The 25,526-nt window shown below is 64.8% G+C and carries 23 protein-coding genes and 1 pseudogene; 19 read left to right on the forward strand and 5 right to left on the reverse strand.

Annotation, left to right across the window (positions count from 1 at the left end; all coding sequences use genetic code 11):
• Positions 1-281: 281 nt before the first annotated feature.
• The 18 genes from KHZ24_03040 (at position 282) to KHZ24_03125 (ending at position 17,601) form a co-directional block, all read left to right on the forward strand.
• Positions 282-1,244 carry an L-lactate dehydrogenase gene (locus KHZ24_03040; protein MBS5450177.1) on the forward strand — a complete coding sequence of 321 codons (963 nt, stop codon included), beginning with the start codon at positions 282-284 and terminating at the stop codon, positions 1,242-1,244.
• Between the two features lie 47 nt (positions 1,245-1,291).
• Positions 1,292-1,900, forward strand: coding sequence for a TraR/DksA C4-type zinc finger protein (locus KHZ24_03045; protein MBS5450178.1), 609 nt, complete (start codon positions 1,292-1,294; stop codon positions 1,898-1,900).
• A 58-nt stretch (positions 1,901-1,958) separates the two neighbouring features.
• Positions 1,959-3,236 (forward strand): HD domain-containing protein, encoded by a 1,278-nt coding sequence (locus KHZ24_03050; GenBank protein MBS5450179.1) that lies wholly within the window; start codon positions 1,959-1,961, stop codon positions 3,234-3,236.
• 6 nt (positions 3,237-3,242) lie between these two features.
• Positions 3,243-4,610 carry a replication-associated recombination protein A gene (locus KHZ24_03055; protein ID MBS5450180.1) on the forward strand — a complete coding sequence of 456 codons (1,368 nt, stop codon included), beginning with the start codon at positions 3,243-3,245 and terminating at the stop codon, positions 4,608-4,610.
• A gap of 153 nt (positions 4,611-4,763) precedes the next feature.
• Positions 4,764-5,405: a hypothetical protein gene (locus tag KHZ24_03060; GenBank protein MBS5450181.1), complete on the forward strand. Its 642-nt coding sequence runs from the start codon at positions 4,764-4,766 to the stop codon at positions 5,403-5,405.
• Between the two features lie 78 nt (positions 5,406-5,483).
• Positions 5,484-5,882 carry an ATP-binding protein gene (locus tag KHZ24_03065; GenBank protein ID MBS5450182.1) on the forward strand — a complete coding sequence of 133 codons (399 nt, stop codon included), beginning with the start codon at positions 5,484-5,486 and terminating at the stop codon, positions 5,880-5,882.
• Entirely contained in the window at positions 5,866-6,666 is an 801-nt protein-coding gene (locus KHZ24_03070) for a SigB/SigF/SigG family RNA polymerase sigma factor (GenBank protein ID MBS5450183.1), read from the forward strand. The genes KHZ24_03065 and KHZ24_03070 overlap by 17 nt, the downstream gene beginning before the upstream one ends.
• Positions 6,667-6,677: 11 nt before the next feature.
• Positions 6,678-8,258: an AI-2E family transporter gene (locus tag KHZ24_03075; protein MBS5450184.1), complete on the forward strand. Its 1,581-nt coding sequence runs from the start codon at positions 6,678-6,680 to the stop codon at positions 8,256-8,258.
• Positions 8,259-8,470: 212 nt separating this feature from the next.
• A complete protein-coding gene (gene alaS / locus KHZ24_03080; GenBank protein ID MBS5450185.1) occupies positions 8,471-11,233 on the forward strand; it encodes an alanine--tRNA ligase in 2,763 nt (920 codons plus the stop codon).
• A gap of 1 nt (position 11,234) precedes the next feature.
• Positions 11,235-11,666 (forward strand): Holliday junction resolvase RuvX, encoded by a 432-nt coding sequence (gene ruvX, locus KHZ24_03085; GenBank protein ID MBS5450186.1) that lies wholly within the window; start codon positions 11,235-11,237, stop codon positions 11,664-11,666.
• Between the two features lie 104 nt (positions 11,667-11,770).
• Entirely contained in the window at positions 11,771-12,850 is a 1,080-nt protein-coding gene (gene mltG / locus KHZ24_03090) for an endolytic transglycosylase MltG (GenBank protein MBS5450187.1), read from the forward strand.
• Complete coding sequence (locus KHZ24_03095) at positions 12,847-13,344, forward strand: YqeG family HAD IIIA-type phosphatase (protein MBS5450188.1); 498 nt, start codon at positions 12,847-12,849, stop codon at positions 13,342-13,344. The genes mltG and KHZ24_03095 overlap by 4 nt, the downstream gene beginning before the upstream one ends.
• Positions 13,345-13,350: 6 nt before the next feature.
• Positions 13,351-13,836: a prepilin peptidase gene (locus KHZ24_03100; protein MBS5450189.1), complete on the forward strand. Its 486-nt coding sequence runs from the start codon at positions 13,351-13,353 to the stop codon at positions 13,834-13,836.
• A gap of 68 nt (positions 13,837-13,904) precedes the next feature.
• Positions 13,905-14,459 (forward strand): shikimate kinase, encoded by a 555-nt coding sequence (locus tag KHZ24_03105; protein ID MBS5450190.1) that lies wholly within the window; start codon positions 13,905-13,907, stop codon positions 14,457-14,459.
• A gap of 45 nt (positions 14,460-14,504) precedes the next feature.
• Entirely contained in the window at positions 14,505-15,632 is a 1,128-nt protein-coding gene (locus KHZ24_03110) for an aminopeptidase P family protein (GenBank protein MBS5450191.1), read from the forward strand.
• Positions 15,633-15,819: 187 nt separating this feature from the next.
• Positions 15,820-16,386 (forward strand): elongation factor P, encoded by a 567-nt coding sequence (gene efp, locus KHZ24_03115; protein MBS5450192.1) that lies wholly within the window; start codon positions 15,820-15,822, stop codon positions 16,384-16,386.
• A 116-nt stretch (positions 16,387-16,502) separates the two neighbouring features.
• Positions 16,503-17,159: a YigZ family protein gene (locus KHZ24_03120; protein ID MBS5450193.1), complete on the forward strand. Its 657-nt coding sequence runs from the start codon at positions 16,503-16,505 to the stop codon at positions 17,157-17,159.
• Position 17,160: 1 nt separating this feature from the next.
• Positions 17,161-17,601 carry a GtrA family protein gene (locus KHZ24_03125; protein ID MBS5450194.1) on the forward strand — a complete coding sequence of 147 codons (441 nt, stop codon included), beginning with the start codon at positions 17,161-17,163 and terminating at the stop codon, positions 17,599-17,601.
• A 41-nt stretch (positions 17,602-17,642) separates the two neighbouring features.
• Here KHZ24_03125 and KHZ24_03130 read toward each other — a convergent pair whose 3' ends face one another.
• The 3 genes and pseudogenes from KHZ24_03130 to KHZ24_03140 all read right to left on the reverse strand — a co-directional run bounded on the left by KHZ24_03130 (position 17,643) and on the right by KHZ24_03140 (position 21,870).
• Positions 17,643-18,770: a UDP-N-acetylmuramate dehydrogenase gene (locus KHZ24_03130; protein ID MBS5450195.1), complete on the reverse strand. Its 1,128-nt coding sequence runs from the start codon at positions 18,768-18,770 to the stop codon at positions 17,643-17,645.
• Between the two features lie 84 nt (positions 18,771-18,854).
• On the reverse strand, positions 18,855-20,315 hold the full coding sequence (locus tag KHZ24_03135) for a C1 family peptidase (protein MBS5450196.1): 1,461 nt from the start codon (positions 20,313-20,315) through the stop codon (positions 18,855-18,857).
• A 184-nt stretch (positions 20,316-20,499) separates the two neighbouring features.
• Positions 20,500-21,870, reverse strand: a pseudogene (locus KHZ24_03140) (C1 family peptidase).
• Positions 21,871-22,184: 314 nt separating this feature from the next.
• Between KHZ24_03140 and KHZ24_03145 the strand changes: the two are divergent.
• Positions 22,185-23,606 carry an HD domain-containing protein gene (locus KHZ24_03145; protein ID MBS5450197.1) on the forward strand — a complete coding sequence of 474 codons (1,422 nt, stop codon included), beginning with the start codon at positions 22,185-22,187 and terminating at the stop codon, positions 23,604-23,606.
• Between the two features lie 196 nt (positions 23,607-23,802).
• Here the strand turns inward: KHZ24_03145 and KHZ24_03150 are convergent, their stop codons facing one another.
• Together KHZ24_03150 and KHZ24_03155 are read right to left on the reverse strand one after the other, a co-directional pair.
• Positions 23,803-24,267, reverse strand: coding sequence for an SUF system NifU family Fe-S cluster assembly protein (locus KHZ24_03150; GenBank protein ID MBS5450198.1), 465 nt, complete (start codon positions 24,265-24,267; stop codon positions 23,803-23,805).
• A complete protein-coding gene (locus KHZ24_03155; protein MBS5450199.1) occupies positions 24,260-25,525 on the reverse strand; it encodes a SufS family cysteine desulfurase in 1,266 nt (421 codons plus the stop codon). The genes KHZ24_03150 and KHZ24_03155 overlap by 8 nt, the downstream gene beginning before the upstream one ends.
• Position 25,526 lies beyond the last annotated feature (1 nt).

Raw genomic sequence — 25,526 nt, forward strand, 5'->3', positions numbered from 1 at the left:
TATGGGAAGCGGTCCAGCGCTGGGCGACCGACGACTTTCGCAGCGTCAACGCTCAGGTGGAGTGGATCCTGCGCGATGCCCTGCGCCGTTCTGGGCGCCTTCCGCGTGGAGATGCGGGTGACGTTGCCCCCGACGGGGAAGATGCGGGTAACAGTGCGTCGCGGGATTGATACGATAGGGTAGTCATGGAGACGCCCGTCGCCTTTCAGGGGCGGCGGGCGTCCTCGCATCTGGCATCGGCCGCGCTTGGGGCGTGACCGCAGAAAGGGAGCGATGCCGTCATGGCACAGCCTCACAGGATCGGAATCGTGGGCATGGGCCACGTCGGGGCTCATGTCGCAAATAGCCTGCTGCTTCAGGGCATCGCCGACGAGCTCTATCTGTGTGACGTCAAGGACCAGAAGGTCGTCTCCGAGACGCAGGACCTCATGGACTCGCTCTCGTTTGTGCCACACAACACGGCGGTCATCAACGTGCACGATTCTTACGAGGATCTCGCTTCCTGCGACATCATTGTCAATGCAGCCGGCAACGTTGCTCTTTCTGCGGGCAACCGGGATGGCGAGCTTGAGTTCACGACCGACGCCTGCCGCAGCTTTGCCGGTCGTGTGGCGAAGGCGGGCTTCGGCGGCGTGTGGGTCACGATTGCAAACCCGTGCGACGTCGTGGCTACGGAGATCCAGAAGCTTACAGACTGCGATCCGCGGCGCGTCATAGGTTCGGGCACGGCGCTCGACTCGGCACGCTTCCGCACGGTACTGGCGCGCGAGACGGGCTGGGATCCCAAGTCCATCCAGGCGTATATGATCGGCGAGCACGGCGACACGATGTTTGCCTGCTGGTCGCACGTCGCATTCGGCGGCAAGCCGCTCGCCGAGCTCGAGCGCGAGCAGCCCGAGCGTTTCTCCTTTGACAAAGACGCCCTCGAGCACACGGCTCGTCGCGCAGGTTACGTCACGTACGCAGGCAAGGGGTGCACGGAATACGCCGTTGCCAACACGTCGGCACGCATCTGCGCTGCCGTTCTGCACAACGAGCACGCCATTCTGGCTGCCGGCACGATGCTGACCGGGCAGTACGGCGAGAGCGGCATCTACACGTCGCTGCCGTGCGTCATTGGGGCGGACGGTGTCGAGGAGGTCATTGAGCTCGCGTTTTCCGAACGAGAGCTTGAGAGCTTCCATGCGACGTGCGCCAAGGTGCGTTCGAACATCGCAAAGCTGCCCTGGTGGAATGAGGCGTAACCGGGTATACTAGACAGCGAACAACCGTTCGAAAGCAAAGGGGAATCATGACTGAGCTTGTCACCACGTTTGAGCAGGATCTCGAACGCGCCATCGCCTTCCACGGTCACCTGTGCGCCGGCCAGGTCATCGGCGTACGCATGGCACGCCTCGCGCTGCGCTACTTCGGCATCGAGGACCCCGCCCACTATCGCGACCTCATTGCGTTCGTCGAGTGCGATCGTTGTCTGGCCGACGCCGTCATCACGGTGTGCCACTGCAACCTTGGCCGACGCCGTCTCAAGTGGTACGACTACGGCGTCATGTCCGCAACGTTCTACGACATGGCCACGAAGCAGGCCATTCGCATCTCCCAGCCTCAGGGCAACAAGTGCCCGGGCGGCACTGACCCCGTGGCCTTCTTTGCCGACCTGTCCGATGACGTGCTGTTCAACGTCGACGTCGTAGAGCTGCCTGAGCTCACCGAGGCGGATCTCCCTGGCGGGAAGAGCCACGGCATTCCGTGCGCGTCGTGCGGCGAGCTCATTCACGACGGCCGCGGCATCGAGCGCGACGGGAAGCTGTACTGCAAGAAGTGCGCCGGCGAGCACGTGTACTACCGCGAGGTCCGTAGGCTGACGAGCGAGGAAGTGGCTGCGGGCGTTCGACAGGCTTAGTGGGGGCGGGCGGCCCATTGCGCTTCGCGCACGCACGTCAAGGGGGTGAGCGTCGCCCATGTACGATGCACCTGACGATATTTCTCCCGAGCTCCAGCGCCGCATCCTGCGCGACCGTGCCGAGCACTGGGTCAACCCGTACCGCTGCGAAGACGCCGCGGTCGTACGGCGCCTCGACACCGCGCGCGACCATGCGACGCTGTGGCGCACTGCGTTCGTGCGCGACGTCGAGAAGATCATGCACTTGCCGGCGTACAACCGCTACGCCGGCAAGACGCAGGTCTTTTCCTTTCGCCAGAATGACGACCTCTCGCGGCGCGGGTTGCACGTGCAGCTCGTGGCCCGAGTCGCGCGCGACATCGGGGCGGCACTTGGCCTGAACCTTGACCTCATCGAGGCGATCGCCCTGGGCCACGACATCGGCCACACGCCGTTCGGTCATGCGGGGGAGCGCCTGCTCAACACGGTGTACCACGAGCATACGGGGCGGTGGTTCCGCCACAACGTGCACAGCGTGCGCGTGCTCGACGGTCTGTACCGCCGCAACCTCGGGCTGCAGACGCTTGACGGCGTGCTCTGCCACAACGGCGAGTACGAGCAGCGCGTGTTTCGCACGTCGAACCTCTCGAGTTTCGATGAGTTCGACGCCGTTGTAGAGGACTGTAGGACGCGTGGTGACGAGGCCATTTCTCGTCTTGCCCCCATGACGCTCGAAGGCTGCGTCGTGCGCGTGTCCGACATCATCGCCTATGTTGGGAAGGATCGCCAGGACGCCGAGACGGCGGGCCTCATCAGTCGCGACGCCCACTTCGACACCGGACCCGCCGGCCTGTACAACTCGTGGGTGCTGCAGCACCTGACGATCGACATCGTCGAGCACAGCTACGGCAAGGACCACATCGAGATGAGCGAGCAGGCGTTCGACGAGCTCGCTGCCGCCAAAAGGGAGAACTATCGCGTCATCTACCGCAGTGCCGCCGTCGAGTGCAGCTATGACGAAGAGCTGGGCGAGGCCTTCTCCGACCTGTACGACCGGCTGCGCGCTGACCTCGTCTCTGGCGACGAGAGTTCGCCGATATTCCGGCATCACATCGAGCCAGTGTCGCTGCTCGCGCGCCACTATGACCAGCAGTATGACTGGCAGTCCGACCTGGACCAAACGGTCGTCGATTACATCGCCAGCATGACTGACGCCTACTTTCTCGCCCTTGCCGAGCTTTTCTTCAAAGGGCGGCGCACGTTTACGCCCCAACGCTCGTACTTTGCTGGCTTCCGCGCGCGTGGCGAGCGCTGGCCGGGCACAGGGGTACCACCAAGCCCAGATACGCAGGAGTAGCACTGCATGGAGACGCTTTTTTCGCAGATGGAACGCGCGCGAACAGAGGGGAACGCCCCACTTGCCGCCCGCGTGAGGCCGCAGACGCTCGACGACTTTCACGGGCAGCTCAAGGCGGTGGGGCCCGGGACGTGGTTGCGTGACGCCATAGAGCATGACGCCCTGTCCTCTGTCATCCTGTTTGGGCCCGCAGGCACGGGCAAGACGACGCTCGCGCGTATCATCGCTCGAGTCACGCGAGCCGAGTTCGTCGAGGTCTCGGCCATCACGGGCACGGTCAAAGACCTACGTCGCGAGATCGATGCCGCCCATCAACGTCTGCTCCAGCGCGACCGGCGCACCATTCTTTTCGTTGACGAGATCCACCGGTTCTCGAAGAGCCAGCAGGATGCCCTGCTGCACGCGGTGGAGAACCGCACGGTCGTACTCGTAGGCGCCACGACGGAGAACCCGTACTTTGAGGTGAACCAGGCCCTGCTCTCGCGCTCGCGGGTCGTAGAGCTCACGACGCTCTCTGACGACGACATCTCCGCCATCCTCGATCACGCGCTCGCGTGCCCCGAAGGCCTTGCGGGTGCCTACGAGCTACCTGATGACGCGCGCGCCCAGATTTGCCTGCTTGCTGGCGGCGACGCTCGCAGCGCCCTGACGACACTCGAGCTCGCGGCGCAACTTGCCCGGCGTCACGGGGGCCATGAGGAAGGGGCCCTCGTCGAGATCACGGCCGACGACGTGCGAGAGGCAACGCCGAGCCGCGTCCAGCGCTACGACAAGGGCGGCGACGAGCACTACGACATCGTGAGCGCGTTCATCAAGTCCATGCGCGGCAGCGACCCCGACGCCGCCGTTTACTGGCTTGCGCGCATGCTCGCTGGCGGCGAAGATCCCAAGTTCATCGCGCGCCGCATGTTCATCCTCGCCTCCGAGGATGTTGGCAACGCTGACCCGCAGGCCCTGCTCATCGCCGAGGCGGCGTTTCGGGCTACCGAGGTCATCGGCCTGCCTGAGTGCCGCATCAACCTGGCACAGGCCGCTATCTACCTCGCCCTCGCCCCCAAGAGCAACGCGAGCTACGCAGCGCTCAACGCTGCCCAGGCCGACGTGCGCACGTCACCTGCCCGAGCGGTTCCCAGCTACCTGCGCGACCGCCACCGACCGGGCAGCGACGAGTATGGCACGTATCTCTATCCACACGACTACCCAGGCGCGTGGGTCGACCAGCGCTATCTTCCCGATGGCCTCGAACGGGGGTGCTTCTACCGACCGACCGAGCGTGGCTGGGAGCAGTACCGTACGGAGTTCACGAGGCGCGACCGCCAGAGCGCGACGGAGGCGCAGGGGCCCGAGGCGCCGTCCGGTGTTCGGGGTCGCTGACGTGACACATGGGGAGCTTCGGTAAGCCAGCGATGCGAAAGCGTGGGCCTTGCGCGCGTTGGGTATAGTTGAAGCGTCTGACATCGAATATATGGGGCGCCGTGTGACAAAGAATGCGCCCACAGGGAGATTCCCTTCGAAAGGGGAGACGATATGGGACCTGACGTGCTCACCATCGTGCTCATCGTGCTGGTTATCGCCACAATCTGGCTCGTAGTCGAGGTGGCGCTGACTGTGCGTCGGGCTCGTCCGGCCATTGGCGCCGCCCAGAAGGCGGTGGAGTCGATACAGTCCGACGTCTCGGACGTCGTTGCCCAGGCTCGTCCCGTCCTCAAGGGCGCCGATGAGGCCATCGCGCAGGCTCGTCCTGTCATCGCTCACGTCGACGAGGTCGTCACACAGGCAAAGCCTGCCGCAGCTGATGTCAGCCCGCTGCTGTCCAACGCCACGCAGGCAGTCGAGGACCTCTCCGCGAACCTGACGCACCTCGATGCCATCCTTACGGATGTCTCCCGCATCACAGGAACGGCCTCCAACGCCACGCAAGCCGTGGGCGCCGCCACGAACAGCATCGTCGATCGCGTGCGCGGTCGCTTTGGCCTGGGCCGCGCACAGCAGGAGCGTGATGGTTCTTCGCTACCGTCTGCCTCAGCCGATGACCAGGGCCAGGTGGCCAGCGACGAGCAGCCCCAGCTGCACGACGTCGAGCCCGAGCGTGCCGATGTCATTCACGCAGACGAGGGCTACTTTACCTATCCGAGCGCCAGCGGATCTGCGACGCCGACACGTCATTAGCGCGCTTTGCCGCATTGATTTCCGTCCCAGCACGACGAGCCTGAGGAGTGAGAGATACCTATGGAACAGCATGACGGTATGGCGGCCTCCGCCGCTCCCGACACCATAGAGCTGCGCGTCCCCCCGCGTCCGAGCTACGCACGCCTCGTTCGCATGAGCGCGGCCAACGTTGCGGCCATCGGCGGTCTGTCCGTCGACGATGTTGACGACGTCCGCATGGCGGCTGAGGAGGCGTTCGTGTACGCGTGCGCCACGGGCGTGTCTGACGAGATGACCATTGTCTTCACGCTGACTCCCGGCCAGCTCGAGATGGCATTTGAGCTCGGCACGGACCATGTCTCCGAGGACGAGTCTGAGCCTTCGCTCGTCTACGCGGCGCTCATCCTCGACGCCATGTGCGATGAGTGCCACATCAACGACGGGGGCGACGCCCACATGCGACTTGTGAAGCGAACGGGGAATGCCGATGTCCTCTGATCAGAAGGGCGGCAAGCTCATCTGGGATAAGGCCCGCACCCGTGAGCTGTTCCGCCGCTTCAAGGAGCAGGGCGACGAGGAGGCTCGCAGCCAGCTCATCGTGAGCCACCTCAATCTCGTGCGCTTCCTTGCCGCAAAGTTCAATAACCGCGGCGAGCCGCTCGAGGATCTCATCCAGGTTGGCACGATCGGCCTCATCAAGGCAATCGATCGCTTTGACCCCTCGCGTGGACTGGAGTTCACGACGTACGCTACGCCGACGATCCTCGGCGAGATCAAGCGGCACTTCCGCGACAAGGGCTGGTCCGTGCGCGTGCCTCGCCGTCTCCAGGAGCTGTCCGCGAAGGTGAACCAGGCGACCGATGCGCTCACCCAGCAGCTTCAGCACTCTCCGACCGTCGATGAGATCGCCGACTACCTCGGCGTGTCTGTCGACGAGGTGCTCGAGGCCATGGAGTCGGGAGAGGCGTACTCTTCAGTGCCGCTCGAGGCCACGGGAACGGGCGACGACGACTCCGTGTCCGTCCTTGACCGCTACGCGAGCGAGGACGCTGACCTCAACGCTTCGGACGACCGCCTGCTCATCGAGCGGGTGCTGCGTGACTTCACGCCCAAAGAGCAGGAGGTTGTGCGCCTGCGTTTCATCGATGGCCTGACGCAGGCCGAGATCGCTCAGCGCCTCGACATCTCACAGGTGCAGGTGTCGCGCTTGCTGCGCCGCACGCTTAAGCGCATGCAAGAGAAGATCGCGCCCGGCCTGCAGGTCGATATCAGCGAAGGGTAGGTTGCCCACCGATGCGTTTGCTGCCTGCGTCCACGCAGAGCCCTCAGATTCCCGACGTCGCCCCCTCGAATAGGGCGGGGGACGGAGGTGTGCGCTCGGCACGTGCCGAGCGCTATCGCCGCCGTTTCTTTCGCGTGTGGGGTTACATCGGCATCGGCATCATCGTCGTTGCCGTGTGCTGGTGCCTTGGCAAGATAGGCGACGCCATCAGCGTGCTGCTTGCCGGTGGCATCCTCGCGTTCATCTACGCGCCCATCACGAACGCGCTTGACAAGCACTTGCATGTGCCGCGTACGCTCGCAACATTTATCGGCATGATCACGGTGTTTGCCGCAATCGGCCTGCTGTCGTTTGTCATATTCCCGCCGATCATCTCGCAGGCGGCGAGCTTCGTGTCCGCTCTGCCCGGCTTTCTGGCGCAGATCCAGGACCTCTGGAACGATTTCAACGAGTTCCTTGCGCTCAACCCTGACGGGCAGGTCCAGACGTTTCTCGCCTCTATTACCGAGTCCGTTGGCGGGCAGGTGAGCCAGCTTGCGAGCAGCGTCGCCTCCTCGACGGCGTCAGGTTTGTTTACGGGCATCAAGTCGGTGTTCTCGAGCTTTGTCACGGGTTTCATGGCCGTGGTCATCTCGTTCTGGCTCGCGAAGGACTTCCCCCGCATGGAGCGCGAGGTCGCAAACATCGTGGGCCCGCGCCGTGGCGAGGACTACCGCATCGTCACGTCGGTGTTCGGCCGCTCCCTGTCCGGTTATCTTAAGGGCCTCATTGTCACGTCGACGTGCACGGGCGTCATAGCGGGCCTTGGTTTCTGGGTCCTGGGCGTTCCCTATGCCATGCTGCTCGGCCTGCTGACGGCTGTGCTCAACGTCATCCCGTACATTGGCCCCTGGGTCGGCGGTGGCCTGGGCTTCCTCGTTGGCCTGACGGTCGGGCCCGTCCCCGCGGTACTGTCCATCGCTGTGACGGTGCTCGCGCAGCAGTTCACGGACAACCTCATCTCTCCGAAGGTCATGCAGTCGGCCGTGTCGCTGCACCCCGTCCTCGTCATCGCTGCCCTTTCTGCCGGCGGCTCTCTTGGCGGCATTCTCGGTATGATTGCTGCCGTGCCACTGACGGCCGCCATAAAGGGCACGTTCGTCTATTACTTCGAGAAGAAGACGGGGCGACAGCTCGTGAGCCGCGACGGGTCGCTGTTCAAGGGCGAGCCGTTCTGCGACAAGGAGGGTAACCCCCGGCCTGCCTGCGACTCGTTGGGCGTCGACGTCGAAGGCGACAAGGGAGTGCCCGAGCGGATCAAGGCAGCAATACAGCACGGCCACACCGACGTTCCCGATCCCGTGCGCGCGGCTCAGGATGCGAAAGAGGCCCAGAAGGCCGCCGAGAAGGCGGAGCGGGCGCGCCAGCGCGAGGAGAAGGAGGCTGCTTCGACTCGCGAGAAGGCGGAGCAGCGCTCTCGTCGTTCTCGCCGTCATCACAAAGACGTTCCGTCTCAGAGGGGGACTGACGGCTTCGCTCCGAGCCGGGTCTCAGATGGCGCCCCTGCGAGCACGAAACCGGAACCCAAGGATGACCACCCAGAGGGCCGCTAAGCGTTCCAAAAGTATCAGGCGTTTCTCGATACGCCCGTCGCCTACGTAGCGGCGGGCGTGTTCTTTTTTGTGCGCCGCGTTGGTGCGAGGTGCTTTAGGGGGCACAGCGGCGCCTCACGTGTGGGGCAAAGGGGCCAATAACCAGCCACTACCTGCCCTGATTCTGTGATTTGGCGGGATGCTCCTCCCACCGGGCCACCCCGGGCGGGCAAATGATCCCCAAGGATGTATTATCAGCGGGTTTGGATACCGTCATTGACGCCCGTCGTCGCGCAAACGCTTGTCACCTGCTGTTTCGTGGAACGCGCCGACGACGCCGGGCCTTGGACGAAAGTGAGGGCACGTTGAAGTCCGCAGAGATTCGTGAGCTCTTTCTTCGCTTCTTCGAGGAGCGTGGCTGTCGTCGCGTTGCGTCGTCGTCGCTCGTTCCGGATGACCCGTCGCTGCTGTTGACGAACGCTGGCATGAACCAGTTCAAGCAGTATTACCTCGGTAAGAAGACCATGGAGGAGATCGGCGCCACGTCGTGTCAGAAGTGCCTGCGCACGAACGACATCGACTCTATTGGCCTCGACGGACGCCACCTCTCGTTCTTCGAGATGCTCGGTAACTTCTCGTTCGGCGGCTACACGAAGCAGCAGGCCTGCGCGTGGGCGTTCGAGTTCATTACGAGTGACAAGTACCTCGGCCTCCCGCTCGACCGTCTGTACTTCACGATCTTCACCGAAGATGACGATGCACACGACATCTGGCGTGCGCTTGGCGTTCCCGAGGATCACATCTCCCGCCTCGGCGAGGACGATAACTTCTGGGCCGCCGGCCCCACCGGCCCCTGCGGCCCTTGCTCCGAGATCTACTATGACCAGGGCCCCGAGGTGGGCTGCGGAAGCCCCGACTGCAAGCCCGGCTGCGACTGCGACCGCTTCCTCGAGTTCTGGAACCTCGTCTTCACGCAGTTCGATCGTCAGGAGGACGGCTCGCTGCCGCCGCTGCCGCATCAGAACATCGACACGGGCATGGGCCTGGAGCGCATTTCTGCCATCATGCAGGGCAAGTCGACGAACTACGACTCCGACATCCTCACCGGCCTTCTGTCGGTCGGGGAGGGCCTGACGGGCCTCACGTACGGCGCTGACCCCAAGGCCGACATCAGCCTTCGCATCCTTGCCGACCACGCCCGCGCCGTGACGTTCATGCTGGGCGACGGCATCCTGCCCTCAAACGAGGGCCGCGGCTACGTGCTGCGTCGTCTGATGCGTCGCGCCATCTACCACGGCCGCATGCTCGGCATCGAGGGCAGCTTTATGGGCACGTACATCGATCGCGTCATCGCGGAGATGGGCGACTCTTATCCCGAGATCGTCGAAAACGCCGACCTCATCCATCGCATCACGCTGTCGGAGGAGGAGCGCTTCTCCGCGACGCTGCGCACGGGCCAGGCCTACCTTGACGAGGCGCTCGCCAAGCTGCCTGAGGGCGGCGTGCTCGACGGCGCCGACGCGTTCCGTCTGCACGACACGTTTGGCTTCCCGTTTGACCTCACGGTCGAGGTTGCCCAGGCCCAGGGCCACGACGTCGACCACGAAGGCTTCGAGCGCGAGATGACCGCCCAGCGCGAGCGTGCCCGCGCCCAGGTAAAAGACGTTGCCTGGGGCAAGTTTGACACGATCTGGGTCGCGCTGTCCGGTCAGTTTGGCGGCGACGAGTTCGTCGGCTACGACACCGACTCCGTCGACACGCAGATCCGCGCGCTCGTCGTGGACGAGCAGGTCGTCGACGAGGCCACGCAGGGTCAGAAGGTCGACGTCCTGCTGCCGCGCACGAGCTTCTACGCTGAGAAGGGCGGCCAGGTCGGCGACGCAGGCGTCATCGAGGGCGAGGGCTTCAAGCTCCAGGTCAGCGATACGACGAGCGCCGAGAAGGTCCTGACCGTTCACCATTGCACTGTCGTGTCCGGCACGGTGCACGTCGGTGACGAGTGCACGGCAACGATCGACCACCTGCGCCGCGAGCGTATCCGTCGCAATCACACGGCGACGCACATCCTGCACGCCGCCTTGCGCCAGGTGCTCGGAACGCACGTCAACCAGGCTGGCTCGCTCGTCGAGCCCGGTCGCTTGCGCTTCGACTTCACGCACTTCCAGGCTGTGACGCGTGCCGAGCTCGACGAGGTCGAGCGCATCTGCAACGAGCGCATCATGGCCGACCTGCCCGTGTCCACGCGCGAGTGCTCGCTTGACGAGGCCCGTGCATCGGGGGCCATGGCGCTGTTCGGCGAGAAGTATGGCGAGCGCGTGCGCGTCGTGGATGTTGAGGGCTTCTCTCGCGAGCTGTGCGGTGGCACGCACGTGCGCCGCTCGTCCGAGATCGGCCTGCTCAAGATCGTGTCTGAGGGCTCCGTCGCAGCCAACGTGCGCCGCATCGAGGCGCTGACGAGCTTCGACGCCCTTGCATACCTCAACGAGGAGGAGCACACGCTGCGCGAGGCGGCCGATGCTCTCAAGGTTCCCACACGCGACGTGCCGCGCAAGGCTGCCGATCTGGCCGCCGAGGTCAAGGCGCTCGAGGATGCGGAGAAGAAGGCGCGCGCTGCTGCGGCTGCCAGCAAGGTGGACGCCGTTCTCGACGGCGTGATCGACGCCGGCTATCCGCTCGTGATCGCGCGTGTCGACGGCCTCGATGCCGAGGGCATGCGCGGCCAGTGGGACCTCGTGCGCGATAAGCTTGCTGCGCCGGGCGCCTGCGTGCTCGGCACGGTGACGGAGTCCGGCGCGCCGCTGCTCATGGCCGCTGGCACGGACGAGGCCGTCGCGGCGGGCTTCAACGCCGGCAAGGTCATCAAGGCCATCGCGCCCGCCATCCACGGCGGTGGCGGCGGTCGTCCGCAGATGGCGCAGGCCGGAGGCAAGGACGCGTCCGGTCTTGACGTGGCGCTCACCCAGGCGCGCGCCCTGTTTGAGGGCGCTGGCTGCTAGAATGAGAGTGATCGCCCTTGACATCGGGGAGCGCCGCGTCGGCGTCGCGTTCGGCGACACGGCCTCCCGCGTGGCAGTCCCGCTCACGGTGCTGCCTGCTAACGAGGTGGAGGTCCCCGGGCGCTCGTTCAAGCGCGTGCTCGAGGATCACGAGCCCGACATGCTGCTGTGCGGGCGTCCTCTGACGATGGCAGGGGAGGAGGGACCCCAGGCCCAGCGCGTCATGGCTATCGCACGCAAGGTGGCGGACGCCTGCGGCCTGGAGCTTGCCTTCACCGACGAGCGGCTCTCGTCGGCGCAGGCAAAGCGCATCCTGCATGAGCAGGGGCTTTCGGAGCGTCAGATGCGCGGCAAGATAGACTGCATCGCAGCGTCGCTCTTCCTGCAGTCCTGGATGGATAGCCAGGACTGCCCGACGAGGGGAGACAGATGAGTCTCAAGCCGTTCGATCCCAGCGAGCTTCGGGACGACCAGGACGAGCAGGGCGCCGATCTGCGCCAGGGTGCCACGTCCATGCACAAGTACGACACCGTCACGATGAAGAAGACGGTGGCGCAGAAGCACCCACGCCGCACGCGCTTCGCCGCTGTGGTCGGTGCTGTCGTTGCCGTGGCACTCGTGCTGGTCGTTGCCGTCGTGGTCGTCGTCAACTTCAGGGCCGCATCCGACCAGCAGGACGAAGGCGGCGCCATCTCGGTGAGCATTCCCGCCAACTACGGCGCGGGCGACATCGCACAGCTGCTTCAGCAGTCCGGCGTCATCACGAGCACGACGGACTTCATGAACGCGGTGCAGGCGGCGGGCAACGTCGACTCGAGCCTCAAGGCGGGTGCGTACAGCTTCGAGCGCAACATGAGCTACGACGACGTCATCAAGCAGCTCGTCGCCGGTCCCAACGACACGTCGAAGTCGCTGACGATCCCGGAGGGACTCACGGTCAACCAGGTGGCGCAGCGCGTGCAGGAGGCGCTCGGCATCTCTTCCGATGCGTTCCTTGCGCAGGCGAAGGCTTCGAACTACGTGGCGACGTACCAGTTCTTGTCAGGCGCGTACAACGACTCGCTTGAGGGCTACCTCTTCCCGAAGACGTACACGTTTGGCAACGAGGAAGTCACGGCTGACATGGTCATCCGCGCGATGCTCGACCAGTTCCAGGCCGAGATCGCAGCTGTAAGCCTCGGCGGGGCCACGCAGGGCGCCACGACGCTTTCGCTCAGTGACGTTGTCATCCTCGCCAGCCTCATCGAGCGTGAGACGGCGGTCGCCGACGAGCGTCCGCTGGTGGCTTCTGTCGTGTACAACCGTCTCAACGCAGGCATGGCGCTGCAGATCGACGCCGCCATCAACTACGCGCTCGGCAAGGATGACCTGCTCTCGACGGAGGACCTGCAGGTCGATTCCCCGTACAACACGTACACGAACCTCGGCCTGCCTCCGGGTCCCATCTGCTCGCCTTCGCTGGCGTCTCTGCAGGCGGCCGCCGGTCCCGCGCAGACGGATTACTACTACTACGTCGCGTCGCCCGCGCTTGACGGCACGCACACGTTCTGCGCGACGGAGGACGAGTTCTGGGCGGCTCGCTCTGCCTATAACGAGGCCATGGGATTTGCGTCGTGAGCTTGATTCAGCCGGGGCGCTACGTGCGTGGAGTGACCTCGCTTGACCTCGACGCCCTCTGGGCGTCGGGCAAGCGAGGCATCTTCATTGACCGCGACAACACGATCGTCCCACGCGACACGCACGTGTTGCCCGATGACGTGCGCGCCTGGCTCGCGTCGGCCCGCAAGCGGGGCTTTCGCCTGTGCATCGTCTCAAACAACTGGGCGAAGAACGTGCGGGGAAACGCACAGGACATCGGTGCCGAGCTTGTTGCCTGTGCGCTCAAGCCGCTTCCGTTCGCCATCTGGCATGCCCTTCGCAAGGTGGGTGTGAGGCGTCGCGAGGCCGTGTTCATTGGCGACCAGCTGTTCACAGACGCCCTCGGCGCCAACATCGCGGGTGTGGACTCCATCCTCGTTGTCCCCCAGGCCAACGTCGACCTGAAGCACGGTCTGGCCTTCCGAGGTCTCGAGCGGCGCGTGCTCGCTGACAGGAAGCCCGAAGGGGAGTAGCGTCTCGTGGCGGTCGCCTGCGCATGGGCCTGCGTTTCCCTGACGCTTGCGGCTCTTGGCACGGGCGCCTTCGTGGACGCAATCGAGCGGCGCATCCCCAACGCGTGCGTTGTTATCGTGGCTCTCTGTGCGCTCGTCCAGCTTGCGCTGCATGCGAGCGGCCTGCTGGTGAGTACGTCCTTCTCCGGCCTCGCTCCCGACGGCTCCCGTCTGCTGAGTGCAGCGGGTGTGTTGGGCGTCCTTCTTGCGGCTGAGGCGCTGTGGCGTGCGATGCGGGGCAGACACGGCATCGGTCTGGGTGACGTCAAGCTTCTCTCGGCCCTGGCGCTGTGGCTTGGCCCGGGCATCGTCGCCGTCCTTTTCCTTGCAAGCCTGGCGGGCTGTGCCGTGTCGCTCGCGCGTGGCCAGCGGACGTTTGCATTCGGCCCGTATATCGCGCTTGCGGGCGGCGCATGCCTCATGCTGAGATTGTTCGCGCAGCTCCCGTGGTAAAATCGCATGGAAACCCACGGAAGGCGAAGCTGCGCGCCTCGCGACGCTGCAGGACGGACCAGCATCACATGCAAGACGGCACGACGCCCGATGGCTACACGCGCCATGCGGGATGCGATCATATCTTTTTCATAGGCTTTCTGGGAGCCGGCAAGTCGACAGTGGCCCGAAATCTTGGCCACCTATTCAATCGTCGGCACCTGGACACGGACCGCATGGTCGTTCATCGCGAGCATGCCTCGGTGGCGCAACTCTTCGACACGGTGGGCGAGCCGGCGTTCCGCGCTATGGAGGTCGCCGCCCTGCGCTCGCTTCTTTCGGAAAAGAGCTGTCTCATCTCGTGTGGTGGCGGCATCGTGGAGTGCCCAGAGAGCGTTGAGCTCATGCGCACGATGGGCAAGGTCGTCTTTCTCGACCTCGACCTGGACGAGGCGCTCTCCCACATCACACATCCCGAGATCAGGCCCGATCTGGGCACGTATGACGAGGCGGCTCGTCTGCTCTCACATCGCCGTCCGCTTTATGAGCAGGCGGCGGACTACGTGCTCGACATCCGCGGCCTGTCGTTCATCGACGTGGCCTATTCCGTCGGCGAGCTCCTCTACGACGAGGGGCTGCTGTAGGGGCGACCCAACCTGTCTTCCATCCTTTGAAAGGAGCGCTTCACAATGAATTCCGAGGTTCTGGCGGCTTGTGGCAGGGTCGAGCGCCTGCGTGCCCTCATGGCGCAGCGAGGCTACGACGCCGTCGTGCTGCGCAACAATCCCGATCTGCGCTGGCTGACCGGCGCGGCGCGCACGTTCGACTTCGAGCTCGCGCACACGGCGTTCGTCACGGCGGACGGCCTGTGGCTGCACACGGACTCGCGCTACTACAACACGTTCGTAGAGCGACTCGGCACGGACACGGCCTGGCAGCTCGACATGGACATCGTTGACGCGCCTGCCTGGGTGGCATCCATGGTCGCCAAGACACGCTCGCGCGTCGTTGCGATCGAGGACACGGTGCAGCTCTCGTTTTACAACGACCTGTTGAGCGCGCTGCAGTCGGCTTCCGTCGCTTGCCTGCTCCCGCAGCTGCACGGCGACCTCATTCAGATGCGTGCCGTGAAGGACGCGGCCGAGATCGCAGCCATGAGGAAGGCCCAGGCCATTACGGACGACGCCTTCGAGCACATGTGCTCCTATATCCGCCCGGGCCTCACGGAGTTGCAGCTGCGTGTCGAGCTCGACAACTACATGCTCTCTCATGGCGCGGACGCCCTGTCGTTCGACACGATCGTCGCGAGTGGCCCCAACACTGCCAACCCGCACGCCCAGCCCGGCGAGCGTGTCGTGCAGATCGGTGACTTCGTGCTCATGGACTACGGCGCAGGTCTGGGCGACTATAAGAGCGACATGACGCGCACTGTCGTCGTGGGCCAGCCCTCCGAGAAGCAGCGCGCCCTCTATGACCTCGTCCGTAGCGTCAATGAGGCCTGCGAGGCCGCCGTTCACCCAGGCGTCATCGGCAAGGACATCCACAACCTGGCGGTGCGCCTCATCAGCGAGGCAGGCTACGGCGACTACTTCAAGCATGGCCTGGGCCATGGCGTCGGCCTCGAGATCCACGAGGAGCCTCGCTTCTCGCGCCTCGACGAGCATGTCATGGAGCCCGGGCACGTCGTGACGGTCGAGCCTGGCGTCTACCTGCCCGGCTTCGGGGGCGTGCGTCTCGAGGACTACGGCGTCGTCACGTCCGACGGCTTCGACGTGTTCACGCGCGCGTCGCACGACCTCGTCGTCATCGACGCGTAACGTCGTTGCGTTTCGAGGTACTTTCTTCCAGGTTCGCGCCCGACTCCTCGGAGAAAACGCGCAGAACCTACGGAGATGGATACCGACAGTGTGCCGGAGCGAAATCCCGAGCCGGCGGCTGCGCTAAAATGGCACGGCATTGCGCATGCGTTGGCATGCGTGTGACACCGATCTGAAAGGTTTTATCGTGGCTACTCTTGGCATCAACGACCTCAAGGCGGGTCTCGGCGTCAACATCAACGGCAAGGACTGCGTTGTCATCGAGGCGCAGCACGTCAAGCCCGGCAAGGGCAACACGTATGTGCGCACGAAGTACAAGGACATCCGCACGGGCCGCGTCAACGAGCAGAACTTCCAGCAGTCCGCGAAGTTCGAGAGCGTCCGCATGGAGACGCGCGAGATGCAGTACCTCTACGAGGACGAGGGCATGTTCTGGTTCATGGACAACGAGACGTATGACCAGACGCCCGTTGCCGGCGACATCGTGGGCGACGCCGCTGCCTTCCTCAAGGAGAACGACACCTGCCTCATGCAGTACGCCAACGGCGTGCTCTACGCCGTGCAGCCGCCGCTGTTCATCGAGGTTGAGATCCTCGAGACGGAGCCTGGCTTCAAGGGCGACACCGTTCAGTCTGCTACGAAGCCGGCCAAGATCGAGACTGGCGCCACTGTTCAGGTGCCTATGTTCCTGAACGTCGGCGACAAGATTAAGGTTGACACGCGCGAGGGTGGCAAGTATATCTCCCGCGTCTAATTCGCGCTGGGACATCGCTTCGCGCACGAGCGCATCTTTTCGGCGGGACTGGCTGGCTGAGTGCCTGCCGGTCCCGTCTTTGTTCAGGGCGCTTTCGTAGTTGCTGAGGGGGCGACATGGCATCTGACGTGACAGGGGCAAGCTCCGGCGCGGCGACGAGCGGCTATTGCACGCTGGCGTCGCGCTGCGAGGCGAGCGTGACGATCGATCGCAGCGAGTTCATAGCCGCGGCCTTCCCGACGTCTGACGAAGCGGGCGCATTCGCAGTGCTGGAGGAGATCCGCAAGGCCAATCCAAAGGCACGTCACAACGTGTGGGCCTATGTGCTGCGCGATGGGCGGGAGCGCTACTCGGATGACGGTGAGCCTCAGAAGACGGCAGGCGTACCTACGCTCGAGGTGCTGCGCCACAGCGGCCTTGTCGACGTCTGCATCGTCACGACGCGCTACTTTGGTGGCGTGCTGTTGGGTGCGGGTGGTCTCGTGCGAGCCTATACCCAGGCCGCGCAGAAGGCTTTGGCTGCTGCGGAGGTGCTCGAGTACACGAGTTGCGTAACCGTGCGCGTCGGGCTCGACTACGGGGCGTATGCCAAGGTCGTGCACATGGCGGGGGCTGCCGGCGGTCGTGTGGGCGAGGCTGTGTTTGCGACGGATGTCATGCTGCCTGTGACGTTTCGCTTCGGAGAGGAACAGGCGTTTTTGGCTGACGTGCGCGAGCTGACAGGCGGTCGAGCCCACGTCGAGGTCGATGCCCCGCGATTTGAGAGGTTCTGATATGGCACACAACGTTCTGCATGACGATGGCAAGCGGCCGGGCCTGCTCGGACAGATCGCGAGTTTTGGCGTCGTGGGCGTGCTCGCATTCGTCATCGACTACGGCTTGATGATCCTCCTAACGGAGGTCTTTGGCGTCAACTACCTGCTGAGTACGACGATATCGTTCGTCGTGTCGGTCATCTTTAACTACCTGGCTTCAATGCGCTTCGTGTTCGCACACAAGCAGGACATGAGCCGCCGCCGCGAGTTCGTCATCTTCGTCGCGCTGTCCGTCGTGGGCCTTGGCCTGAACGACCTGCTCATGTGGGTCGGCCAGAGCGTGCTGGGCATCGACTACCGCTTCACGAAGATCGTCGTCACCGGCATCGTCATGGTGTACAACTTCGTGACGCGCAAGCTGTTCCTTGATGCAAACCGCGACGGCTCCGCACGGGCATAACTCTGCTCGTACGGAGCCGCGATGAGGGTGTTGCGCGTTGCCTAGATGCTCTCCCCAACAAGGACGGTCTCGGGGCTCAGCAGGATGCCGAACGTGTCAAAGACGCCGCAACGCACGGTGCGCGCCAGCTCCATGACGTCATCGGCCGTCGCGTCTCCGCGGTTTGTGAGCGCAAGGCAGTGCTTCGAGGAGAGCCTCGCCTTCGAGTCCTCGTCGCGTGCGCCGAAGCCCTTCGAGAAGCCAGCGTGCTCGATGAGCCATGCGGCTGAGGTCTTGACACGGCCCTCCGGCGCGGGGTAGCGGGGCGCGTCGGAGGGCAGGCGATCGGCCTGTGCCTGCGTGAGCACCGGGTTCATGAAGAACGAGCCGCTGCTCCAGCGGTCGTAGTCCGGCCCTGCCTCTCCGCAGGCTGTACAGCCTGCTCCGTCCTCGAGCATGGCCTTTGCGCCGCGCACGTCGAGCACGGCCGCGCGGATCTGCGCGATGGGAAGGATCGCCCCCACCTCAACGCCGAGTGCCTGGGCGAGCTGTGCGTGGTTGACTGCCGCTCCGGCTTTGCGAGAGAGCCCGAGCGTCACACCGAGCACGACCCATCGCGGCGTGGGGAACCAGCTCCGCTCGTTTCCGTCCTCGCCCTCGAGGCTTCGACGCAGCATGGACGTGCGATAGCCCAAGCCGAGCTCGTCGTGGCCCCACGAGCGCACGTCGCCCGTCGCGCGATCAAGCAGCTCCGCGCTCACGAGGGCGTCGCCCATCTCCTGGCCGTATGCGCCGATGTCCTGCATTGTCGCAGAGCCCATGAGGCCGGGGATGCCCGAGAGTGCCTCGATGCCCGCCAGATCATGCTCAACGCAGAACGCCACGACGTCATCCCAGCGCGCGCCTGCCTCGCAGTGGACGAGGGCCTCGTGGGCAGAGTCGGGACCGGTCTCGGAAAGCAGTTCGATAGCTGCCTGGCGGGGGCGCACGACCGTTCCCACGAAACCGTCGTCGCAGATGAGCACGTTAGAGCCTGCGCCAAGCACGAACAGGGGCTTGCCGGCCTTCTCGGCGTCGCGCACAACAGCGATGAGCTCGTCGGTTGACGACGTCTCGATAAGTGTCGTGGCGGAACCGCCCACGTGAAGCGTCGTTAGGGGAGCGAGCGGGGCGTTGCTCGTTGTCTTCATGGGATGCCTCTCTCTTATGAAAAGCGCCCGAGCGACGTGTGTCGCCCGGGCGCGTCAGCGTACGTCAGAGGCTACAATACCCAATTAGTCGCTCATGCCAAAAAGCAGCGGCTGCCACGGCTTCATCTCCACAACCGGCGTGGCAGGGCTCTCCCAGGCTGCTACGACGTCGGCGGGCACGTAGTCGCGGTGCACGATGACCTGGCCCACATATGCGTCGAAGTAGCGATCCGTCAGGATGAAGTAGCCGTTCTTGCACTTCTCCGTGCCCCAGCTGTTCTCGACGCGCCATGCCGTGGGGGTGCCGTCTTCCGTCAGGTTGACGCCCTGGAACGTCATGGCGTGGTTGAGCTTCGTCTCGCGCGCGTCATAGCTCTGGGCCTTCGTCATGGGAGCACCGTCGCAGGCGTTATAGTCCACGCCGAACAGTGCCGCCGTGTCGAGAGACTCGGTGTCGAGCAGGCCGGAAGCGTCCGTGCGGTCGAGCAACTTCGTGACGTCGCAGGCGAACCAGGCGGGATGACCGGCTTTGAGCTGGGCGATGACGGCGTTCTTCAGCACGTCGATCGGCTCGTTGATCATGCGGATCGGCACACCCTGAACGCTGCCGTCGTGGTCGAGCTGCAGGATGGAGCCGAAGGGGCGGCCGTCGCCGGGGACGTGGCCCAGGCTGACGTACTCGTGCAGGTTGACGTGGCAGTAGCGTTTGAAGAACTCCAGAGGCGTCACGTTGGTCAGGCGCACGAAGCGTGCGTCCTCAGCCATGGCGGCCTTGCGGGCAGCGAGCGCCTCGGGCGTGGCAAGGGCCTCGGGGTCGCCCGCAGGCTTGAAGGCGGGACGCTCATCGGCAACGAAGTCGAAGTCGAAGCGCGCGGGCGGCTCACCGAGAGCGACGCTCAGCATGCGATACACGTCAGCGAGCGCTTGCTTCTTGAGGTCGCGCAGGGCTGTCTCGTCGGCGCCTGCCGCGTGCTGGGCGCGCATGTTCGTGGCAACAGCGCGCATCTTGCGGTTCAGCAGCTCGTTGAGGTCGGACGTCGCACAGGCGTTGGCCGAATCAGGCATGCAGGCCTTGGGCAGCACGCCGTACTTCTCGATGAGCACGACGGCCATGTCCCACCAGCCACCGTCGGGCACGGGGGCGTCGAGGCGCAGCGTCATCTCGCGGCTGTCGATGGGCTCGTCGATGAGGCGGATCATGTTCTCGAGGAAGAGGTTGGCCTTCTCGAGCTTGTCATAGAACTGCAGGTAGGCCTGGGAGAGCTCGAGGGACTTGACGCCCATCTCGCTCATCATGCGGTCGCGCAGCACGTTGAGGGTGGCAAACATCCAGCAACGGCCCGACTGGCGCTGGTTCGTGACCTCGCTCGTCGGCGTGAGGCTGACGGAATACGTGTCCTGGTACGAGCGATAGACGATGGGGTTCTTCGAGGCGGTGCGCACCCCCATGGAGGTGGCGGCGTTGCGCGCGATGGCAAACGAGCGGTCGCCCTCGAGCGCGCCAGCAAACTCGTTGAGCTCCTGTGGTGTGATGTCCTGTAACATCTGGAAGTCCTTCCTCAATATCTCGTATGACTGCCGTCGGGCCGAGGGCTCATTTGCTCTGTGCTCAAACAGCTTCGCCGCGAAGGGCGCGGCTGCAGAACTGCGCCAGAGCAAACGAGCCCTCGTCCGTGTGCAAGGTTTTCTTGGTCGATGCGCACGCAACGCCTTGAAAAGAGAAGAAAAACTACCTCGCGAGCGTGCCCATGGGGTCCCACGGACGCAGGCTCTTCGGCTCCTCGCCCCAGGCCGCGAGCTCATCGGAGCTCAGGTAGCTCTTGGGCACGGCGATCTGGTAGACGAACTCGCTGAACCAGGCGTCGCTCATGACGTAGAAGCCGTCCTTGCCGAAGTCCTTGCCCCAGCTGTTCTCGACGCGCCAGCTCGTGGGCGCTCCGTTGGCGTCGAGGTCGACGCCCTGCAGCACCATGGCGTGCGTCATGCAGGAGTCGCCGTAGTCGAGGCGCGTCGCGCGATCCATGAGCAGGCTGGAGGGCGTCCCTTCGGCTCCAATGCTGAACAGCGTGTCGACGTCGACGGCATTCGTGTCGAGGATGCCGTCGTCACGCAGACCGAACTGGCCCACGTCGCTGCCAAACCACACGGGGCGGTTGTCGCGCAGCTGGGCGACCGCGAGCTCCTTGAGGCGCTCGATCGGGAGGTTGAGGTACTTAACCTGGCCGTCCTCGGCCACGTTGCCCAGGCGCTCGACCGTATACGTGTGGCCGAACGGCTTGTCAGCCGTGTTTGCGCTGATGACGCTCACGTAGTCCTCAAGCGGAAGGCCCACGTACTGGGCATAGAAGTCTTGTGGTGTGATGTTGAGCGCCTCGATCGTCTCGGGCTTGTCGCCCTTCGTGCGGGCACGGAAGTCAAACGATGCGGGCGGCTCACCGAGGCACGTGCACAGGATGCGGCGCACGGCCTGCAGCATGGCGGGGACGCGCGCGGAGAGCTCGTCGGCGCTCGATCCGGCCTCGTGGGCGCGGCGCAGCTCGGCGGCGTCGGCGCGCAGCAGCTTCGTGAGGTACGTGTCCATCTCGCGCGTGGCAGAGGAGGACGCGGTCTCGGGCATGGCCTCCTTGGGGACGACGCCTTACTTACGCACGAGCGAGACGAACATGTCCCACTGGCCGCCGTCGCACAGCGGGTCGGCGAGCAGGTAGGCCCACTCGCGGCTCTCGAGCGGCTCGTCGAGCATGTCGAGGACGTTGGCGAGGAACCAGTTGGAGCGCTCGAGTTTGTCCCAGAACAGCGGGTAGGCCTGGGAAAGCTCAAACGTCTCGAGGTTGTGCTTCACCATGACCTCGCGGCGCATAACGTTGAGGGCAGCGAACATCCAGCAGCGGCCAGACTGCTTCTGGTTCGTGATGGCGCCCTGCGGCGTCACCTGGATCGTGAAGGCTGTCGTGGCGCGTGCGGCCTGCTCCGGCACGCGAGCGCTCTTCATGATGCCGTTGGCCGTGACGGCGTTCTTTGCGACGACGTATGCCGCGTCGTGGGCAAAGTCGGCGCTTGACGTGGGCACGGGCTTGAGGAACGGGGAACCGATGGACATGGGACCCTCCTTGGATGTGTGCCGGGAAAGCGAAAGACTGCCTCGGCAGGTGTCAGAAAAACCGTGTGCATTATCCCAAAACGCGAGGTGGCTGGGGGAGGGACGCAGCACAACGCGCAAAAGTGCGACATGGGGCATCTCTCAGCGGTCGATTCCCAGAGATGTGCGGTAATCTCTTGTTAGCGGAAGGTATCAGATGAAGATAGACGCGTCCGGTAGGCTCCAAGTCGGCTACTATGGTGGAGTTCTGCACCACGACATAGCGGTTGGGCTGGACTGGCTGTCTACGCGCGATCTCTGGGAGGGAGGCACCTGTGGGGGACACCCGCATCGCAAAGAACATCGATCCGAAGCTTGTCCCGTCATGGGCGCTTACCGCCCTTGACGTGCTGCGTATGGCGCGCCACAAGGGCTTTCTCGTGGGCGGCTTCGTGCGCGATGGCCTCCTCGGGCGCCCCTGCCACGACGTCGACGTCACGACGGACGCCCCATGGGAGCGCGTTCGTGACGTGTTTCAGGCCCGGGGCTACTCCGTTGTCGAGACGGGCGCCAAGCACGGCACGGTGACGGTGTTCATCGAGGGTCAGCCTGTCGAGATCACGACATTTCGCACGGAGGGCCGTTATTCCGACGGCCGACACCCCGACGAGGTGACGTTCGTGACGCGCGTCGAGGACGATCTTTCCCGGCGGGACTTCACGATCAACGCCATGGCGTGGAATCCTGAGCGCGGTATCGTCGACCCGTTCGACGGCAGGCGTGACTTGCAGGCGGGCGTCATACGTGCTGTCGGTGACCCCCGCGCGCGCTTCGAGGAGGATGGTCTGCGCATCCTGCGCGCCGTTCGCTTTGCATCTAAGCTGGGCTTCGTCGTCGAGCATGCGACGCGTGAGGCGCTGCTCGAGAACCTTGATCAGCTCGACCGTGTCTCAGAGGAGCGCATCGCCACGGAGTACGATGGCATCGTGGCTGGCGAGCGCGCCGTCGAGACGCTGCGCTCTTACGCACAGGTTGTCACACACGTCGTTCCCGAGCTTGCTCCGATGGTGGGCTTCGAGCAGCATAGCCGCTGGCACGTTCATGACGTGTGGGAGCACTGCCTCCACGCGCTTGAGCTGCTCGACCCGAAGGCGTCGACGCTCGTGCGCCACGCGACGCTGCTGCACGATGTCGGCAAGCCGGCGACGTACACGATGGACGAGATGGGACGTGGCCACTTCTACGAGCACGAGGAGGTCGGCTCGCGCATCGCGCGCAGCATATTCCGCCGACTGCGCTGGCGCTCGCTCGACATCGACCACGCCTGCCTGCTTATTCGCGTGCACGATCACCACATCGACCCGAGTTCGCGCGGTGTGTGCCGCATGCTTGCTCGCCTATCGCGCGCCTATGCGGGCTCCGACGCGATTGCCGAGCAACTGTTTGGCGAGCTGATGCAGGTCAAGCGTGCCGACGCCCTTGCACACGCGCCGAGCTCGATCCCGAACCGCATGGCGAACCTCGACAACGTCGAGAGGATATTCCAGCAGGTCGTGCGCGAGGGACAGACATATCGCGTGCGCGACCTCGCCATCAGCGGTGCTGACGTCATGGCTGCCGGTGTTCCGCGCGGCCCCGAAGTCGGCCACGAGCTGCGCATGCTGCTGACCCGCGTGATAGACGGCCGGCTCCCCAACGAGCGTGGGGCCCTGCTTGACGCGCTCGCGCTGGACGTCTCCTCGGGGGCGTCCCGGTAGGCTCTCGTCTGTGCTGGGGCGCCGTCGCGGACGGAGCGTGCGCTCAGGGCGCGATTCCGCAGTGCACACAAGAGGGGCAGCGGCGCGTCCCTGTCTTCAGGTTACGCATCCACTGCCCCTCTGCCTGTGCGAGACGAGGACTGACCGAGCCAGGAGCACACGCCCCGCCCGCCAGTACGATAGCCGTCCGAGAAGGTTACTCCGTCGTCGTGGCCTCTCCTGACCCGGTAGACCCAGCGGCGCTTCCCAGCATCTCGTCGAGCGTACGCCAGGCGAGCTCGGCGCACTTCACTCGGCTCGGCATGTGGCTCACAGACTGCAGGCACTCCGCGTCGCCGAGCTCCTCGAGCTTGGCCGGGTCGCTTTCCTCGCCGCGTACCATCTTGCCGAACAGGTGGCACAGCTCGCGGGCCTTCTCGGGCTCCAGACCGATGACGGCGTCGGCCATCATGTCGGCCGAGGCTTGGGAGACGGCGCATCCATGGCCTGTGAACGACGCCTCGGCGATCGTGCCGTCGTCAGCGAGGCGCACCTGGAGCTTGAGCTCGTCGCCGCACGTGGGGTTCACGCCCATGTGCTCGCACGTCGCATGCTCCATCTCGTACTTGTAATCGGGATTGGCGTTGTGCTCGATGAGCGACGCCGAGTACAGATCAGTCATTGCCATGGAAGACGCTCCAGACGAATTTGAGGCCGGCCACGAGCTTGTCGATGTCGGCCGCGTCGTTGTAGAAGGCTATGGAAGCGCGGTTGCACGTCTGCAGGCCCATCCACGCTAGCAGAGGCTGGGCGCAGTGGTGGCCGGCGCGCACGTCGACGTGCTGTGTGTCGAGCAGGCTTGCCACGTCGTGCGGGTGGATGTCGCGCACGTTGAACGAGACGACGCCCACGTGGGCGGCCGGGTCGCTCGGCCCGATGAGCTCGATGTAGGGGAGTGCCGCGAGACTCTCGTACAGGTAGTCCACGAGCAGGCGCTCGCGGTGCTCAAGCGCGTCGAGGCCCACGCCCTCCACATAGTCGAGCGCCGCACCGAAGGCGTAGATGCCTGCTGCATCCTGTGTGCCGGCCTCGAACTTCTCGGGAACGGGCGCCCACACGGCGTCCTGCTCGGCCACTGAGTCGATCATCTCGCCGCCCACGAGGAACGGCGGCATCTCGTCGAGCAGCGCCTTGCGGCCCAACAGCACACCGACGCCCATGGGCCCGAACAGCTTGTGGGCCGAGAATGCGAGCAGGTCACAGTCGAGCTCTTTGACGTCGACGGGGATGTGCGGGACGGACTGCGCGCCGTCCACGACCATGACGGCGCCCATCTCGTGTGCGCGGTCGGCGATGGCGCGGATGGGGTTGATGACGCCCAGCACGTTGGAGACGTGCGTCACGGAGACGATCTTGGCCTTGGGGCCGATCTTCGCGGCGATCTCCTCGTTGGTGATGACGCCCTCGCTGTCGGGGCGCAGGTAAATGAGGGAGGCACCGGTAGCGCGGCATACCTGCTGCCAGGGAATGAGGTTGGAGTGATGCTCCATGATGGAGATGACGACCTCGTCGCCCTCGTGCAGGCGGGACATGCCGAGCGTGCAAGCTACGAGGTTAAGCGACTCGGAGGCGTTGCGCGTGAACACGATCTCCGTAGGGTCGCTCGCACCGACGAAGCGCGCCGTGTGGGCGCGGACGTCGGCGATCGCCTGCGTGGCGTCAACGGAGAGCTCGTAGAGGCCGCGCAGCGGGTTGGCGTTCATCGTCTCGTAGAAGCGACGCTGGGCGTCGAGCACGCAGGCCGGGCGCTGCGCCGTCGCCGCGCTGTCGAGATAGGCCACGTCAGGGTGGCTCACGAGCAGCGGGAAGTCCTTCTTGTAGGGGTTGCCGACAATGGAGGGGTCAGGCGTCGGTGCGCCCACGCGCTGCGTGTCGCTCATG

The sequence above is a fragment of the Coriobacteriia bacterium genome, assembly GCA_018368455.1.
Classification (GTDB): domain Bacteria; phylum Actinomycetota; class Coriobacteriia; order Coriobacteriales; family UMGS124; genus JAGZEG01.

Bases quoted from the DNA above. Each gene is read 5' to 3' on its own strand.
- KHZ24_03040 (MBS5450177.1), top strand. From the start codon at position 282: ATGGCACAGCCTCACAGGATCGGAATCGTGGGCATGGGCCACGTCGGG.
- KHZ24_03045 (MBS5450178.1), top strand. From the start codon at position 1,292: ATGACTGAGCTTGTCACCACGTTTGAGCAGGATCTCGAACGCGCCATC.
- KHZ24_03050 (MBS5450179.1), top strand. From the start codon at position 1,959: ATGTACGATGCACCTGACGATATTTCTCCCGAGCTCCAGCGCCGCATC.
- KHZ24_03055 (MBS5450180.1), top strand. From the start codon at position 3,243: ATGGAGACGCTTTTTTCGCAGATGGAACGCGCGCGAACAGAGGGGAAC.
- KHZ24_03060 (MBS5450181.1), top strand. From the start codon at position 4,764: ATGGGACCTGACGTGCTCACCATCGTGCTCATCGTGCTGGTTATCGCC.
- KHZ24_03065 (MBS5450182.1), top strand. From the start codon at position 5,484: ATGGCGGCCTCCGCCGCTCCCGACACCATAGAGCTGCGCGTCCCCCCG.
- KHZ24_03070 (MBS5450183.1), top strand. From the start codon at position 5,866: ATGCCGATGTCCTCTGATCAGAAGGGCGGCAAGCTCATCTGGGATAAG.
- KHZ24_03075 (MBS5450184.1), top strand. From the start codon at position 6,678: ATGCGTTTGCTGCCTGCGTCCACGCAGAGCCCTCAGATTCCCGACGTC.
- alaS (MBS5450185.1), top strand. From the start codon at position 8,471: ATGATCCCCAAGGATGTATTATCAGCGGGTTTGGATACCGTCATTGAC.
- ruvX (MBS5450186.1), top strand. From the start codon at position 11,235: ATGAGAGTGATCGCCCTTGACATCGGGGAGCGCCGCGTCGGCGTCGCG.
- mltG (MBS5450187.1), top strand. From the start codon at position 11,771: ATGAAGAAGACGGTGGCGCAGAAGCACCCACGCCGCACGCGCTTCGCC.
- KHZ24_03105 (MBS5450190.1), top strand. From the start codon at position 13,905: ATGCAAGACGGCACGACGCCCGATGGCTACACGCGCCATGCGGGATGC.
- KHZ24_03110 (MBS5450191.1), top strand. From the start codon at position 14,505: ATGAATTCCGAGGTTCTGGCGGCTTGTGGCAGGGTCGAGCGCCTGCGT.
- KHZ24_03120 (MBS5450193.1), top strand. From the start codon at position 16,503: ATGGCATCTGACGTGACAGGGGCAAGCTCCGGCGCGGCGACGAGCGGC.
- KHZ24_03125 (MBS5450194.1), top strand. From the start codon at position 17,161: ATGGCACACAACGTTCTGCATGACGATGGCAAGCGGCCGGGCCTGCTC.
- KHZ24_03130 (MBS5450195.1), bottom strand. From the start codon at position 18,770: ATGAAGACAACGAGCAACGCCCCGCTCGCTCCCCTAACGACGCTTCAC.
- KHZ24_03135 (MBS5450196.1), bottom strand. From the start codon at position 20,315: ATGTTACAGGACATCACACCACAGGAGCTCAACGAGTTTGCTGGCGCG.
- KHZ24_03150 (MBS5450198.1), bottom strand. From the start codon at position 24,267: ATGACTGATCTGTACTCGGCGTCGCTCATCGAGCACAACGCCAATCCC.
- KHZ24_03155 (MBS5450199.1), bottom strand. From the start codon at position 25,525: ATGAGCGACACGCAGCGCGTGGGCGCACCGACGCCTGACCCCTCCATT.